The sequence below is a fragment of the uncultured Oxalicibacterium sp. genome, from assembly GCF_913776015.1.
Lineage (GTDB): Bacteria > Pseudomonadota > Gammaproteobacteria > Burkholderiales > Burkholderiaceae_D > Oxalicibacterium.
The window spans coordinates 142,351-158,217 of sequence record NZ_CAJYMD010000067.1; the positions used below are offsets into that span (position 1 = coordinate 142,351).

Consider the following 15,867-nt stretch of genomic DNA (forward strand, 5'->3'; position numbering starts at 1 on the left):
GCTGCGTTCAACTCAATAAAAATTCTGTCTGTGCGCATCGAGCCACCGCATCTGACAAATCGATGCAGGCTCGATCCAGATGTTTTCTCGGTGGCGAATTCGTGTGCGTTGCTTGCGGTGCATGGCAGTCATGCTGCCGGCGGGGGTAGTTGCCGGATGCCAGCAGGATGGAATTGGGCACACGCCAATCCATCTTAATCGGGGGTGGCCGTATCATAGCGATGCGGCTATCCCGCCAGCATTGATCGCGGTCAATTTTCCAATGCATGCAAACCTTACACGACACTTGCGCGTGGCATTGTAGAGCAAAGTCTCCAGAACACCAAAACTGTCGTATTCCATTCCGTTCTTTTTGTTGCCCAAATAAAAAAAAGCGCCCGAAGGCGCTTTTTTCGCATATCTGCCGAAGCGGATATTAAACCGATTTGGTTGCGTGCAATTCAGCGATCTGCTCTTTGGTGTAACCCAGTTGAGCCAGAACTTCATCGGTGTGCTCGCCCAGCAATGGGGAAGCCGTGATTTCTGGGGTCAGATCCGAGAATTTGATCGGGCTACCAACGGTCAGGTATTTCTCGCCACGATCTGCGTGCTCGACTTCAACAACCGAACCACTCTTACGCAGGGACTCGTCTGCTGCGATTTCTTTCATCGACAGAACTGGTGCGCAAGGGATGTCGAATTTGCGGAAAATGTCGACAGCTTCGAACTTGGTCTTGTCTTTGATAAAGTCTTCGATGAATGCGAAGATGTCAAAAATCTTGTCTTGACGAGCTTGTGGCGTGTTGTACGCTGGATCTTCGATCCACTCTTCTTTACCCAATGCTTTACAGATTGGTGCCCATGCGTGGCCTTGGATCGTGAAGTAGATGTAGGCGTTAGGATCGGTTTCCCAACCTTTACATTTCAGAACCCAACCTGGTTGACCGCCACCGCCTGCGTTACCGCCGCGTGGAACCACATCGGTGAATTTGCCGTGTGGGTACTGTGGGTACTCTTCCAGGTAACCGATCTTGTCCAGACGTTGTTGATCGCGCAGTTTGACGCGGCACAGGTTCAGAACAGCATCTTGCATCGAAACGGCAACTTTTTGACCTTTGCCGGTTTTTTGACGACCCATCAGAGCGGTCAGAATACCGATTGCCAAGTGCATACCGGTGTTCGAGTCACCCAGAGCAGCTGCCGAGACGGTTGGTGGACCATCCCAGAAACCAGTGGTCGAAGCAGCGCCGCCAGCACATTGTGCGACGTTTTCGTAGACTTTCAGGTCTTCGTAGTGGTGACCTTCGGAGAAGCCCTTGACCGATGCCATGATCAGGCCTGGGTTCAGTTCCTGAATACGTGCCCACGAGAAGCCCATACGATCCAGTGCGCCAGGACCGAAGTTTTCAACCAGAACGTCCGATTCCTTGATCAGCTTTTCCAGAACTTCCTTACCTTGTGGGGTCTTGGTGTCCAGGGTCAGCGAACGTTTGTTGCTGTTGAGCATCGTGAAGTACAGGGCGTCTTTGCCTGGGATGTCGCGCAATTGCGAACGCGTTACGTCACCAGCGCCTGGACGCTCAACCTTGATCACATCAGCGCCGAACCATGCCAGCAGCTGCGTACATGCAGGACCTGCTTGCACGTGCGTGAAGTCGATGATCTTGATCCCTTCTAATGGCTTGCTCATATTGATAGCTTCCTTGTTAATTGTTTAACTTGCTTCCTGAAAATACATCCGACAGCAATGCATCCCAGAAAATGGAAATCCCACGAGACCTTACGCGGAATGGGGACGGCTTTTTGTAGCCGACTTATTCATATTCAAACCAGATGTGGACCCTTGCGGAAATTTCAACACTGGAATGAGTATTTTTTACAGCCCGAGAGCCAGGACGGCTTTTGGGATAATGGCGCGTCCGGTCACCCGTGACGCGCCAACTCTGTAACGATAAAACAAGTTACTTCGTTTGTACATGGCTTGCGCCATGCACAAAGATTACTTCTTGCCGATCGTCGAAACGATGTTCAGGTTACCGATACGGCCCGATTCAACACCAGCTGCCGGGTCGATGATCGCGTCGATGATGGTGGTTTTACCCGACTTGATCGAATCTTCCAGTGCCTTAGCCAGTTCTTCTGGGGTGTTGACGCGAACGCCTTCACCACCCAGAGCGATACTCAGTTGGTCGTAGCGGGTGTTCGGGTTGAACAGCATGCACGAGAACTGGTGATCAGGGCTGGCTTCGTCACCGCGATAGATACCGCCGTTGTTCATGACGATCACGGTTACTGGCAGATTGTAGCGGGTCAGGGTTTCATATTCCATTGCGCTGAAGCCGAATGCCGAGTCACCGCAGATGGCGACGACAGGCTTGCCGGTTTCAACAGCAGCAGCAGCAGCCGAACCCATACCGATACCCATCACACCCCAGGTACCCGTATCCACACGCTTACGTGGCAGGTATTGGTCGATGACCATACGTGCGTTGTCGAGTGCGTTTGCGCCTTCGTTGACCAGGCAGATGTCTGGGTAGTTTTTCAGAACGTCACGGATCGCGCCGAGCGAGTTGTGGTAGTTCATGACTGGCGTAGCCGTCGACAGCTTGCTTGCCAGTTTGGCACGGGTGCTGTTGTGCTTCTCGGCAACAGAGGAAGCCCAAGCAGCTTGGTCAGCCGATTTGTAGCCTTTCAGTTCAGCGCGCAGTGCGTTGATACACGATTGGACGTCACCAACCAGAGGCGCTTCGATCTTGACGTTGCTGTCGATCTCGTTTGCCTGGATATCGATTTGAACGAATTTCTTCGGAGCGACACCCCAGGTTTTGCCTTTGCCGTGAGCCAGCAGCCAGTTCAGACGTGCACCAACCAGGATGACGACGTCGGACTCTTGCAGAACCAGCGAACGTGCTGCAGCAGCGCATTGTGGGTGCAGATCGGAAACCAGACCTTTTGCCATCGACATTGGCGTGAAAGGAATACCGGTTTCTTCAACGAATGCCAGGATGTCAGCGTCGCACTGAGCGTAAGCAGCACCTTTACCGAACAAGATCAGAGGCTTCTTAGCGTTCTTGATCAGTTCAGCAGCGCGTTGAACAGCCGATGGTGCTGGGATTTGTGCAGGAGCTGGATCAACTGGTGCCCACAGCGATTTTTTGCCTTCGTCAGCAGCCATGACGGTGCTGAACAGACGTGCTGGGATGTCCAGATACACACCACCTGGGCGACCCGACAGAGCGGTACGCACAGCGCGAACAACAGCAACGCCGATGTCTTCAGGACGGTTGATACGGTACGAAGCCTTGCAGTGTGGGCGAGCGATGTTCAGCTGATCCATCTCTTCGTAGTCACCTTGCTGCAGGTCAACGATTTCACGCTCGGACGAACCCGAGATCAGGATCATTGGGAAGCAGTTGGTGGTGGCGTTAGCCAATGCAGTCAAACCGTTCAGGAAGCCTGGTGCGGAAACAGTCACGCAAACGCCAGGTTTCTTGGTCAGGTAGCCGGCAACCGATGCAGCGTAACCAGCATTTTGTTCGTTACGGAAGCTGTAGAACTTGTTGCCACGAGCTTGCCACATACGGCCGATTTCGGTTACTGGGATACCGAGCAGACCGTAGATGTTGGTGATACCGTTCAGCTCCAGTGCATCCATCAACAGATGGAAGCCGTCGGTCAGTTCTACGCCTTCAGGTACTACAGCAGGTGCGTTACTCATGATGAGATCTCTTTCGTAAAGGTTGAGCAAGGTTGCTCAGTGCCATGTTCATACCGCTCTTTGACGGTCATCCTTACTTGCAAGGCACCTCTAAAAATCCGATCGGCAGATTTTTAGAGACACCCTTTAAACATGCGTTAATACGCATCCTTATCCAAGTGGGCGTATCATATCGATCGGGTTGCGCTTCTATCATTGACCCCGGTCAATTTTCATCGCATGATATCTGCCCCTGCTCTACCACTTTTCCGCCCTGTTTCCTGATCGCAAATGCCGACAGTCGATAACCATCCTGACCGCAATGTTATACGCGTTCAATTGAAGCAAAATCATGTCTTGAAAGACATGACGGAGCAGGAATGGGCAGAGCTGGAACAACATCTGCAAGTCGTTGATTGTCCCAAGGGCGATTTCCTGCTGCATCAGGGCGTGCACGAGATGGAGCAATACTTCATTCTCGATGGCATCCTCAAACGCGTCGTCACTAACCAGCAAGCCAAGGAAATGATTCTACGCTTTGCCGATGAACGCAGCATGGAAACCAGTTACGCTGCCTGGCGCCTTAAAACACCGACACCTTACAGCATTATCTGCGTTACCAAAGCGCGCATCGTGAAGTTGCCATTGCTTCAATGGATCGCCTTCCTCGACAAGCACGAACATATCAAACAGGCATTCGAACTTGATGTGATGCAACTCATGAGCGACATCATGGCGCATACCATCACACTGCATTTGCTGGATGCGCCGGGACGCGTACAGCGCTTCGTGCGCAAGCATCCTGCCTTGTTCGATCGGATTCCCAAGAAAGAGCTTGCTTCCTATCTCAACCTTTCTCCCGAAACACTGAGCCGCCTTAAACACCAAGGCAAAATCTGACCTTGTTTAGCAAGACGCACCGCAATAGCAAACGCGTTTAGTTGACACTGCTGCCTGACGCTCCCATCAGCAATATCCGCGCTACCGGCTTTGGTAAAACAGATTGTCGGCACATGCACCGTAAACTTCCCAAACAAAAAAACCCTGCAAGCAAGCTTGCAGGGTTTTTATTACGTGCGTTTGACAGCACGTCACCGCATGAGATTAATCGACTGGACGTTCGTCCGCGAACTCGTCTTTCTTCGGTGGCTTGACCAAAGCGATCACTTTCGAGATCAGCGGCCAGAACAACATTAACAGTGCCAGACCAGTGATGGTGCCAACCAGTGGGTTCGAGAACATGATCGATACGTCACCTTGCGAAACCAGCATCGCCTGGCGGAACGAATCTTCTGCCTTGTCGCCGAGAACCAGTGCCAGCACCATTGGTGCAAGCGGATAGTCCAGCTTCTTGAACAGATAACCGATCACACCGAACACAATCATCAGCCAGATATCGAACATCGCGTTGTGCACGGTGTAGGCACCGATTGCACAGATGACGATGATGACTGGTGCGATGATCGAGAACGGAATGCGCAAGATCGAAGCAAACACTGGCACTGTGGTCAGAACAATCGCCAGGCCAACCAGGTTACCCAGATACATACTGGCGATCAGGCCCCAGACGAAGTCTTTCTGCTCAACGAACAATAGAGGACCAGGCTGCAGACCCCAGATCAACAGACCACCCAGCAGAACCGCAGCAGTTGGCGAACCTGGAATACCCAGCGCCAGCATCGGCAGCATCGCAGCGGTACCTGCAGCATGCGCTGCGGTTTCTGGGGCGACGATACCTTCGATCTCACCTTTGCCGAAGTTCTTGCCGTCTTTCGACATTTTCTTGGCCAGACCATAAGCCATGAACGATGCCGGCGTTGCACCACCAGGCGTCACGCCCATCCACATACCGACCACCGCACTGCGCAGCGACGTTGCCCAGTAGGCAGGCAGTCTTTTCCAGGTTTGCAGCACGACTTTTGGATCGATTTTTGCAGACTTGCCTTTGAAAGCCAGACCTTCTTCCATTGACAGCAGGATCTCACCAATACCGAACAAGCCGATAACAGCGATCAGGAAGTCGAAGCCGCGCATGAACTCTTCAAAACCAAAGGTCAAGCGCAACTGACCGGTCACGGTGTCCATGCCAACCGAAGCCAGAGCAAAACCCAGCGCCATCGAACCCAGCACTTTGAACGGCGAGCCTTTACCCATACCCACAAAGCTACAGAAGGTCAGGAGATACACCGCAAAGAACTCTGGCGGACCAAAACGCAGCGCAAATTTCGCAACCAGCGGCGCCATAAACGTGATCATGATCACGGCCAGGAATGCACCGACGAACGAAGACGTGAAAGCACTGGTCAACGATGCGCCTGCCTCACCTTTTTGGGCCAGTGGATAACCGTCAAAGGTTGTCGCAACAGACCAAGGCTCACCTGGAATATTGAACAGAATCGACGTAATTGCACCGCCGAACAATGCTCCCCAGTAAATACATGTCAACATGATGATTGCCGACGTCGGCGACATCGTGAATGTCAGCGGCAACAAGATTGCCACGCCATTCGCCCCCCCGAGCCCCGGCAAAACGCCGATCAAAACACCAAGAACAATGCCGACGACCATCAGCAGCAAGTTCATTGGCGTCAAAATCACGGCAAAGCCGTGAAATAATGCGCTAACTTCATCCATTTTCGTAACTCCTTTAATTCAAGCTTGTTCGATTTCCGTGATTGATTTGGTCAACACACTAGTAACCGATGAAGCTCAAGAGATTGACAGCGCCTTTGTAGAGTGGGACTTTGAACCACACTTCAAACATCATGAAGAACAGCGTATTGACACCCAGTGCTGCAACGATCGCTTTCCATGGCGCGAATTTGCCGAGGAAGATCATGAACAGTGCAATGTAAATCGCAGAGGCGACGTAGATACCGATTAGCTGAATCGCGCCGACGTAGATGGCTGCAGGTATCAAGACCTGGAAAATGCGTTTCAACTGCTCGCTATCGACGAAGATTTCAGTATTTTTTTCCTTGCCAAACAAGGCTTGAAAAAGCGTACCGGCTCCCGATATGCAGATCACAAGGCCGATATAGAACGGGAAGTAACCCGAGCCCGGCCCGTCGCTTGTCCAGCCAGCGCCAAGCTCCCAGCTACTAATGGCGACGACGATGCCGAGCAAGAGTAAAAGTCCGGCGACCGCCGCCTCCACGACGTAATGGGCTACGCCTGTGCGAACGCCGCCATTGGATTCTGAATGCTGATCCATGGGGAATGCTCCTGAAAATTATTTATATGATTTGTACAGACGAACTTCGGCGACACTACCGATTTCTCGGTAGCGTCGTCATTCCGTTCGTATGGATTCTCTGCAGGTAGCGGAGATTACTTCTTAGCCAGGAAACCTGCTTCACGCATCAGAGTTTCGTGTTGCTTCTCTGCGGTTTCAAGCCATTTTTTGAAGTCGTCGCCGGTCTTGAATGTGGTATTGAACGCACCTTTTTCCATGTACTCTTTCCAGTCAGACGTTTCACGCAGTTTCTTGAAGAGATTCACATAGAAGGCCAACTGGTCCGCCGTCACGCCAGCTGGCATGAAGATGCCACGCAGCATGGTGTAATCGGTTGGAATACCGGCTTCCTGGCAGGTTGGGATGTCGTTCCAGGATTGGGTGTCAGTCACCTTGGCCTTGTACGGCATACGCTCGTGATCGAACACGCATTGCGCCTTCAGCTTGCCAGCACGCCATTGCGAAACAGCTTCGATCGGGTTGTTCACAGTCGATTGAACGTGACCACCCACGAGCTGAACAGCAACCTCGCCACCGCCTTTGAATGGGATGTAGATGAATTTGGCACCGGTTGCTTTTTCAAGGCCGACAGTAATGATCTGATCTTCCTGCTTAGAGCCCGTACCGCCCATCTTGAACTTGTTCGGACCGGCCGCTTTTACCGCATCGATGTACTCTTTTGCAGTCTTGTATGGTTGGTCAGCATTCGTCCAGAGAACGAACTGATCCAGCGCCAGCATTGCAACCGGCGTCATGTCGCGCCAGTTGAAAGGCACACCAGTTGCCATTGGCGTGGTGAACAGGTTGGAAAGGGTGATGATGATCTTGTGCGGATCACCTTTTTCATTCTTGATGCCCAGGAAACCCTCGGCACCGGCACCACCGGATTTATTGACGATGATGAGTGGCTCTTTCATCAGTTTGTGCTTGATGATCACACCCTGAATGAAGCGCGCCATTTGATCAGCGCCACCACCGGTACCGGCTGGAACGACGAATTCGACTGGCTTGGTTGGCTCCCATGCTGCAAAGGCGGGAGCGGCTGTAAGTGCGAGAGCGGCAATTGCGCCTGCCGTTGCTTTGGCTACACCACTCTTGGAAAGCAATTTCTTGATCATTACTGTCTCCTTGGAATAATAATTTTTTCACTGCTTTGCTACATGCCACTGGTCTGGATGCCTTTTGGGCTCCCGCATCGTGCGGCGCCGATGCTGATTGAAATAATCTTGTTGTGATCATTTCAGGCGATGCGTCCTTTCGCCAACGTCATCTGTCTAAAAACAACGCGGCCACATCACCAACTGCTTAGGCGGCATGCTGACTTCCAACGGTATGCTGACACGGCCTCCTTTAACCTTGTCTGCAAACCCGATTCAATTTCAAGATGGCAATCCGTCTTGCGGCTCGTCCTATCCTGCTCTTGAATCAGCCAGCACTGCTTCCTGATTCTTATCAATATTGCTTTGCGTCAGTGTGCCATCTTTGGCTTGGATGGGGGGAAACTTTTTTACGCTTTCCTCACAATCCTTTCACTAACTGCCCGGATTCTGGGAGAAGGCTTACAAGCCTTCATTGACTCCGGTCAAGTTTTACACATCTTTAACGATCCTCGAACACATTCACAATACGTATTTATACGTACCATTGAATTTTTATCTCGAAGAAACGTTTAATCGCCGCACCTTTCTTCTTTTAGAAAAGAAAAAGGCCTGCTTTCGCAGGCCTTTTTAAACATCAGCAATCTATGATCAAGCCGCTTGCTGCATTTTCACCATACCCGATTCTTCAGACATGGTCTTGGCCAGCAATTTGACCAGTGCATATACGGTATCGATGTGCGGTGTTGGCGTGTTGGTCAAACGACCGAGCTCGGCAACCGAACCCACCAGCGCGTCGATTTCAGGATCACGACCAGCTTCGACGTCCTGCAGCATGGAGGTCTTGTGCTTGCCGACCTTCTCTGCGCCAGCGATACGCTTTTCGAGTGGCACACGGAATTCGATGCCCAGCTTGTTCGCGACGGTCTGCGCTTCGGTCATCATGGCAGCAGCCAGTTCGCGGCTCAGTGGGTACTGGCAGATATCTACCAAGGTCGAGTGCGACAGCGCGCTGATTGGGTTAAACGTGAGGTTACCCCACAGCTTGAGCCACATTTCTGCGCGGATGTTATCCAGCACAGGTGCCTTGAAGCCAGCGTTTGTGAAGCATTCCGAAACGCGGGTAGCGCGTTCGCTGACCGAACCATCGAGCTCACCGATTGGGAAACGATCGCCTTCGATGTGCTTGATGACGCCTGGCGCGATCAGTTCGGATGCTGGATACACCACGCAACCCAACACGCGATCAGCAGGGATCTTGGCCGTAATCTTGCCGGTTGGATCCACGCTCTTGACGCAGGTACCTGCCAGGTCACCGCCGTGCTTGTGGAAATACCAGAATGGAATACCGTTTTGCATCGTAACGATGACAGTATCTGGACCGATCAATTTTGGCAGATCGTCAGCGATCGCTTCCAATTGGTGCGCCTTCATTGCCAACACGATGATGTCTTGATGACCAGCTTCATCGTAGTTGTTGGTTGCCTTGACGTTGGATGCAACGTGCTCGGAACCATCATGCATGATCAGCTTGGCGCCGTTCTTGCGAATGGCTTCCAGATTGGCACCACGCACGATGAAGGTAACGTCTTCACCTGCCAATGCCAGTTTGACGCCGACGTAACCGCCGATTGCGCCTGCTCCGATAACTGCAATTTTCATAGCTTTCCTCTGATTTTTTATTTGAAATCGTTCGTGAGCTTACCGATGCCGGCAATCTCGACCTCGACAACGCTGTTTGGCTTCATCGAGCCAACACCGACGGAGGTACCGCAGAGGATGATGTCACCAGGGAACAGCGTCAGTTCCTGCGAAATCATGCTGACCAGCTTTTGGGTCGAGAAGCGCATGTCGCTGATTGGGTAATCCTGACGGACATCACCGTTAAGAATGGTTTTGACGACCAGTGTGGTCGGGTCCAGATCGGTTGCAATCGCAGGACCAAATGGGCAGAACGTGTCGAAACCTTTTGCACGCACCCACTGCGCGAAGGATTCATCGCGATTAAGGATGTTGGCAACAGTGACGTCGTTTGCTGCGGTGTAACCAAACACGTAGTCGAGCGCATCGGCTTCCGACACGTTCTTGGCTTTCTTGCCGATAACGATACCGAGTTCACCTTCGAAGACGATCTTGTCGTCGGTTGGTGGCTTCTCGATCGTTTCCCCTGGATTCAGATACGAGTTTGGTGCCTTGATCAGATACAGCGGCTCAGCCGGATCTGCGAGATTGAGTTTTGCAGCCAAGGCGTGGAAGTTGTTCCACATGGCGATGACTTTGGTTGGCTGGCATGGCATCAGCAATTTGACGTCATTGACGTTCACAACCGTGTCGCCCTTGACAGGGTTGGCAAACATGTCGCCGGTGTAAACCTGAATGTTGTCGCCTTCGAGCGTACCGAACTGCTCATTGCCTGCGTGACTGAAACGTACCCAACGTGTAGACATTTTTGCTTCCTCCAGATTTCGAAACTTGTACTGTTACGCAAGGGATTACGAGAACACCCGCTCATCGCAATCAGATCCCGGCGTGCACTTTGGCGCACTGCCTTTTTGCATTTGTAACTATCTCTACAGAAAACACCGCGTATTTCCTGTAGGGATAACACTCCCCCAATGCAGGGGAGTGTCAAAACTACTTAATTACAGAACCGACTTCAGCAGGCGACCCATTTCAGCTGGGTTTTTCGTTACTTTGATACCGCATGCTTCCATGACAGCCAGCTTCTCTTGCGCCGTACCTTTGCCGCCCGAGATGATCGCGCCAGCGTGGCCCATACGCTTACCTGCAGGTGCCGTAACGCCAGCGATAAAGCCAACGACTGGTTTCTTCATGTTGTCTTTGATCCAGCGTGCGCAGGTTTCTTCTGCTTCACCGCCGATTTCACCAACCATGATGACTGCATCGGTGTCTGGATCGTCGTTGAACATCTTCAACACGTCGATGTGTTTCAGACCCGAAACCGGATCACCACCGATACCGACCACGGTCGATTGACCCAGACCGAATTCAGCCAATTGACCCGCTGCTTCATAGGTCAAGGTACCCGAACGCGAAACGACGCCGATGCGACCTTTCTTGTGGATATGGCCTGGCATGATGCCGATCTTGATTTCGTCAGGCGTAATCAGACCTGGGCAGTTTGGTCCCAAAAGCAAAGTCTTGGAATTTTCCAGACGTTGCTTGGTGCGGATCATGTCGCGCACAGGAATACCTTCGGTGATGCAGATCACCAGATCAACGCCAGCGTCAACCGCTTCGTCGATCGCAGCAGCAGCGAATGGAGGCGGAACGTAGATCACGGAAACGGTTGCGCCCGTTTCTGCTTTTGCTTCGGCAACCGAGGCGTAGATTGGTACGCCTTCAAACGATTCGCCTGGTTTCTTCGGGTTCACACCAGCAACGAAGCAGTTTTTACCGTTCGCGTACTCGAGGCACATTTTGGTGTGGAACTGACCGGTTTTACCGGTGATACCTTGGGTGATGACCTTGGTGTCTTTATTGATCAGGATAGACATTGATTATTTCCCCTGTGCTGCGTTGACGACTTTTTCTGCCGCTTCAGCCATGTTGTTAGCCGTGATGATCGGGAGACCGGATTCAGCAAGAATCTTCTTGCCCAGTTCTTCGTTGGTACCTGCCATACGAACAACCAGTGGCACTTTCAGATCAACTTGTTTCGCTGCTGCGATCACGCCGTTTGCGATCACGTCGCAACGCATGATGCCGCCGAAGATGTTGACCAGAATCGCTTTGATGTCCGGATTCTTCAACATGATCTTGAATGCTTCGGTCACTTTCTCGGTCGTGGCACCGCCACCGACGTCGAGGAAGTTGGCTGGTTCGCCGCCGTACAGCTTGATGACGTCCATCGTTGCCATTGCCAGACCGGCGCCGTTCACCAGGCAGCCGATGTTGCCGTCGAGCGAGATGTAGGTCAGGTCGAATTTCGATGCTTCGATTTCTGCTGCATCTTCTTCGTCCAGATCGCGCATTTCCTGGATTTCAGGGTGGCGATACAGTGCGTTGGAGTCGAAGTTGAATTTCGCGTCGAGAGCAACGATGCGGTCGTCGCCAGTGACGATCAGCGGATTGATTTCTGCCAGCGATGCATCGGATTCGTCGAATGCTTTGTACAAGCCTTGCATGAATGCACGTGCTTGACCGATCGAACCTTCAGGCACGCCGATTTTGCGTGCGATGTCGTCTGCTTCGCTATCGAGCAAACCTTTGGTTGGATCGATGAATACCGTGTGGATTTTCTCAGGAGTATGTTCTGCGACGTGCTCGATATCCATGCCGCCTTCGCTCGAGGCCATCAACGCAACGCGTTGGCTACCGCGATCAACGACCATACCCACGTACAGTTCTTTCTTGATATCTGCGCCTTCTTCGATCAGCAGACGCTTGACCAGACGACCTTCAGGGCCGGTTTGATGCGTGACCAGCGTCATGCCGAGGATGTCGTCAGCGTACTTGCGTACTTCGTCGAGCGACTTGGCAACTTTAACGCCGCCGCCTTTACCGCGACCGCCAGCGTGGATCTGGGCTTTAACAACCCAAACTTTGCCGCCCAGTGTTTCAGCAGCCTTGACAGCTTCGTCTACGGAAAAACATGGAACGCCTTTTGGTGTCGTGACACCGTACTTGCGCAGTATTTCTTTTCCTTGATACTCGTGGATATTCATGATCGTCCTTATTGAAAACCAATTTTTTCTGGCAGCGATTCGCTACGAATATTTTTTTGCATTGAATCCACGCAAAAACCGTGAGTGCCTCTTCTGTGCCTCTTCCAGCAAAAAGACTGCTATCTTAGCAATTCTTGACTCGAATTCAAACGGTGCCGCGATTGTCCGAGAAGCCCGAACCGGATGCCTTGACCTCGGTTAAGATTTTTTCACGCTACCGTGCAAATCATGCATGCGGCAGCGCAACAAATCATGCGAGAAACAAAAAGGAAGTGACCTGCTTCCGATTGCCGCGTCTTGAGCTGACAAGGGAGAACTCGACTCTTCGGAACACCACAGGCCGATAGGCGTGTGCATGCTTGAGACCATTGCCCAACCGCATCGCGTCAGATCATGACGTTAACGGCAAAGAGCAATCATTAGACGCCAATCTGTGCGTGCTGAAATTCCGCCCAATTGACTGCCGACTTGCGTACACCGGCAACCTTCATGGCTTCGTAGCAACGCGCCTTGGCGCTTTGAATGGCATCGATCAGGAAGTCAGCCTCGTAGACCTTGAGCAGATGCGACTGATCGTTTTCCAGAAAGTGACGCAAGCGTTGTGTGCCTGCCGTCGCGTCGGAAAGATCGTGGTCGGTATCCGTGTCCCAATGCCAGCGCAACCCCAATTCATAGAACGCAGCGTTATAGGCGTTGCGATGCAGATCGGCAACGTCGGCGGCGGCATGAGCGGGCGAGAACTTGAACATGATGACTTCCTTAAAGATTCCGCGATTCCGGGTAAAACCGGATCGAGGGCCATCTTAAGAAAAAAATATGATTACGCATAGTTAAAGTATTTAATAATATGTATTCTTAATAAGTTATGGATTGCCGAGCTCATTATGAAAAATGCCACCCTGCGCCAGTTGAAGGTCTTTGAAACGGTTGCCCGCCATCTCAGCTTTTCACGTGCGGCCGAGGAGCTGCATCTGACACAACCGGCAGTCTCCACGCAAATCAAAAAGCTCGAAGACCACGCCGGCTTGCCGCTGTTTGAACAATTGGGGAAAAAGATTTACTTGACGCCGGGCGGCGCCGAATTGCTGCATTACTGCCGCGATATCATCCAGTTGTTCCAGGAAGCCGAAGATGCCATGACGCACTTCAAGGGCATTACCGGCGGCAAGCTGAATGTCGCCGTGATCAGCGCCGGCGATTACTTCTTTCCCCGCCTGCTGGTCGAATTCGCACGCAGTCATCAAGGCGTGACGCTGAATCTCTCGGTACACAATCGCGAAGGCTTGTTGAACCAGCTCGCCAACAATCTGACCGACATCGCGATCATGGTGCGGCCACCACTTGACGTCGACACGCATGTGGAAGCGTTCGCACCGCATCCTTACGTCATCGTCGCCCCACCCGACCATCATTTGGTGACGCAGAAAAACATTCCGTTGCAGACACTGATACGTGAACCCTTTGTCGTCCGCGAAAAAGGTTCAGATACCTGGAATTCGATGGAAGAAGGCTTCGGTGGGCAATTGAGCAATCTCAATATCGCCATGGAGATTCGCAGTACCGAAACCATCAAGCAGGCCGTGATTGCAGGCATGGGACTGGCGTTTCTTTCCGCACACACCATCAGTCTGGAATTACAGGCTGGCAGTCTGGCCGTTCTCGACGTCGAAGGTTTTCCCGTCATGCTCAACTGGTATGTCGTGCATCGCAAGAACAAGCGTCTGCCACCCGTCGCCCAGGCCTTCAAGAACTTCCTGCTGGAAGAAGGTCCGACGCAGATCGAACGCATCGTGCGCTACAACCCGCGCCCGGGGCGACAACTCAGCAACCTGCCCGTCAAGCGCGCCAAGAAGCGGCAGGGGCAATAAAAAAACCCGGCACGAGCCGGGCTTTTTTACGGGTGATGCATCAAACGACCTTCAACACGATCTTGCCGATATGCGTGCTGCTTTCCATCAGCTCATGCGCCTTGGCCGCCTCTTCGAGTGAAAAAGTCTGGTAGATAACCGGCTTGATCTTGCCCGCCTCGATCAAGGGCCAGACGCGTTCATGCAGTTGCTGCGCGATGGCTGCCTTGAAGGCGACAGATCGCGGACGCAGCGTGGAGCCGGTGACTGTCAAACGTCGCAACAGGATTTGTCCAAGACTGACATTCGCCTTGTTGCCGCCAAGTAGGGCAATGAATACCAAACGACCGTCATCCGCCAGGCAACGCAATTCGCGATCCGTATATTCGCCACCGACCATATCGAGAATGACATCGACGCCTTTGCCGTTCGTTGCATCCTTGACGACCTGGCCGAAGTCTTCCGTCTTGTAGTTGATACCACGTTCGGCACCCAACTCTTCACACGCCTTCACCTTCTCGTCGCTACCCGCCGTGGCAAACACGCGATGCCCCAGTGCCGCCGCAATCTGAATCGCTGTCACACCAATGCCCGACGTACCGCCTTGCACGAGAAAGGTTTCGCCCTCGGACAAATGGCAACGATCAAAGACATTACTCCAGACGGTAAAGAACGTTTCCGGCAGCGATGCCGCTTCGACAGCACTCAAGCCCTCGGGAATCGGCAAACATTGCGCAGCAGGAACCGTGCAGTACTCGGCATAACCACCGCCTTGCGCGAGGCCACACACCATGTCGCCAAGTTTGAAATGCGTGCCTTCAAAATCCCCTCCGACGACTTCGCCGGCAACTTCCAGCCCCGGCAAATCGGAGGCGCCTTTCGGCACCGGGTAGTTGCCCGTGCGCTGCAAGACATCGGGACGATTGATGCCGGCCGCATGAACCTTGATCAAAAGTTCGCCTTCCTTGGGCACCGGCATCGGACGCTCGCATAACTTGAGAACATCCGGCGGACCTGGCTGCGTAATTTCGATTGCGCGCATGAGAAATCCTTATGACTGACTTTGAAGCTGCAAAGGATATGCCATAACGCTACGTTTTGCAGACATGCGCCTTATTCGCGCCTTGCGGCACTGCCGTCAAACGTTGGCACCTTGCCCGGAAATCTTTCCGACCCAACAACCGAATTCAAAATCAAACCACGCGCCCAGCCATCGGCGACGATGGCGAAGCAGCAAACTTTCGTGGAATACGACCGGCGAGGAAGGCATTGCGGCCAGCGTCGATGCCGAGCTTCATGGCATGTGCCATGCGTACCGGGTCTT

At 52.6% G+C, this 15,867-nt stretch carries 13 protein-coding genes and 1 pseudogene; 2 read left to right on the plus strand and 12 right to left on the minus strand.

Annotation, left to right across the window (positions count from 1 at the left end; translation table 11 throughout):
- Positions 1–415: 415 nt before the first annotated feature.
- Positions 416–1,669, minus strand: a complete 1,254-nt coding sequence (gene frc, locus QZ725_RS12210; protein WP_293779890.1) for a formyl-CoA transferase — start codon at positions 1,667–1,669, stop codon at positions 416–418.
- A gap of 309 nt (positions 1,670–1,978) precedes the next feature.
- The gene (gene oxc, locus QZ725_RS12215; protein WP_293779892.1) at positions 1,979–3,697 is read right to left on the minus strand and encodes an oxalyl-CoA decarboxylase; all 1,719 of its coding nucleotides are present in this window, start codon (positions 3,695–3,697) and stop codon (positions 1,979–1,981) included.
- Positions 3,698–3,967: 270 nt separating this feature from the next.
- Here oxc and QZ725_RS12220 point away from each other — a divergent pair, with 270 nt between their 5' ends.
- Positions 3,968–4,576 (plus strand): Crp/Fnr family transcriptional regulator, encoded by a 609-nt coding sequence (locus QZ725_RS12220; RefSeq protein WP_293779894.1) that lies wholly within the window; start codon positions 3,968–3,970, stop codon positions 4,574–4,576.
- Between the two features lie 204 nt (positions 4,577–4,780).
- Here QZ725_RS12220 and QZ725_RS12225 read toward each other — a convergent pair whose 3' ends face one another.
- The 8 genes from QZ725_RS12225 to QZ725_RS12260 all read right to left on the minus strand — a co-directional run bounded on the left by QZ725_RS12225 (position 4,781) and on the right by QZ725_RS12260 (position 13,445).
- Positions 4,781–6,310 carry a tripartite tricarboxylate transporter permease gene (locus tag QZ725_RS12225; RefSeq protein WP_293779896.1) on the minus strand — a complete coding sequence of 510 codons (1,530 nt, stop codon included), beginning with the start codon at positions 6,308–6,310 and terminating at the stop codon, positions 4,781–4,783.
- 58 nt (positions 6,311–6,368) lie between these two features.
- Positions 6,369–6,890 (minus strand): tripartite tricarboxylate transporter TctB family protein, encoded by a 522-nt coding sequence (locus tag QZ725_RS12230; protein ID WP_293779898.1) that lies wholly within the window; start codon positions 6,888–6,890, stop codon positions 6,369–6,371.
- Positions 6,891–7,006: 116 nt separating this feature from the next.
- Entirely contained in the window at positions 7,007–8,029 is a 1,023-nt protein-coding gene (locus QZ725_RS12235) for a tripartite tricarboxylate transporter substrate-binding protein (protein ID WP_293779900.1), read from the minus strand.
- A 630-nt stretch (positions 8,030–8,659) separates the two neighbouring features.
- The gene (locus QZ725_RS12240; protein ID WP_293779902.1) at positions 8,660–9,670 is read right to left on the minus strand and encodes a 2-dehydropantoate 2-reductase; all 1,011 of its coding nucleotides are present in this window, start codon (positions 9,668–9,670) and stop codon (positions 8,660–8,662) included.
- A 17-nt stretch (positions 9,671–9,687) separates the two neighbouring features.
- Positions 9,688–10,455: a fumarylacetoacetate hydrolase family protein gene (locus QZ725_RS12245; RefSeq protein ID WP_293779904.1), complete on the minus strand. Its 768-nt coding sequence runs from the start codon at positions 10,453–10,455 to the stop codon at positions 9,688–9,690.
- Positions 10,456–10,650: 195 nt separating this feature from the next.
- On the minus strand, positions 10,651–11,526 hold the full coding sequence (gene sucD / locus QZ725_RS12250) for a succinate--CoA ligase subunit alpha (protein ID WP_293779906.1): 876 nt from the start codon (positions 11,524–11,526) through the stop codon (positions 10,651–10,653).
- Between the two features lie 3 nt (positions 11,527–11,529).
- Complete coding sequence (gene sucC / locus QZ725_RS12255; protein ID WP_293779908.1) at positions 11,530–12,696, minus strand: ADP-forming succinate--CoA ligase subunit beta; 1,167 nt, start codon at positions 12,694–12,696, stop codon at positions 11,530–11,532.
- A 419-nt stretch (positions 12,697–13,115) separates the two neighbouring features.
- Complete coding sequence (locus QZ725_RS12260) at positions 13,116–13,445, minus strand: hypothetical protein (RefSeq protein WP_293779910.1); 330 nt, start codon at positions 13,443–13,445, stop codon at positions 13,116–13,118.
- 135 nt (positions 13,446–13,580) lie between these two features.
- On the opposite strand from QZ725_RS12260, the gene QZ725_RS12265 reads away from it, so the two are divergent.
- Positions 13,581–14,564: a LysR family transcriptional regulator gene (locus QZ725_RS12265; RefSeq protein ID WP_293779912.1), complete on the plus strand. Its 984-nt coding sequence runs from the start codon at positions 13,581–13,583 to the stop codon at positions 14,562–14,564.
- A gap of 40 nt (positions 14,565–14,604) precedes the next feature.
- Here QZ725_RS12265 and QZ725_RS12270 read toward each other — a convergent pair whose 3' ends face one another.
- Together QZ725_RS12270 and QZ725_RS12275 are read right to left on the minus strand one after the other, a co-directional pair.
- Positions 14,605–15,585: an NAD(P)H-quinone oxidoreductase gene (locus QZ725_RS12270; protein ID WP_293779914.1), complete on the minus strand. Its 981-nt coding sequence runs from the start codon at positions 15,583–15,585 to the stop codon at positions 14,605–14,607.
- Between the two features lie 151 nt (positions 15,586–15,736).
- A pseudogene (locus QZ725_RS12275) lies at positions 15,737–15,867 on the minus strand (thiazole synthase); the annotation flags it as partial.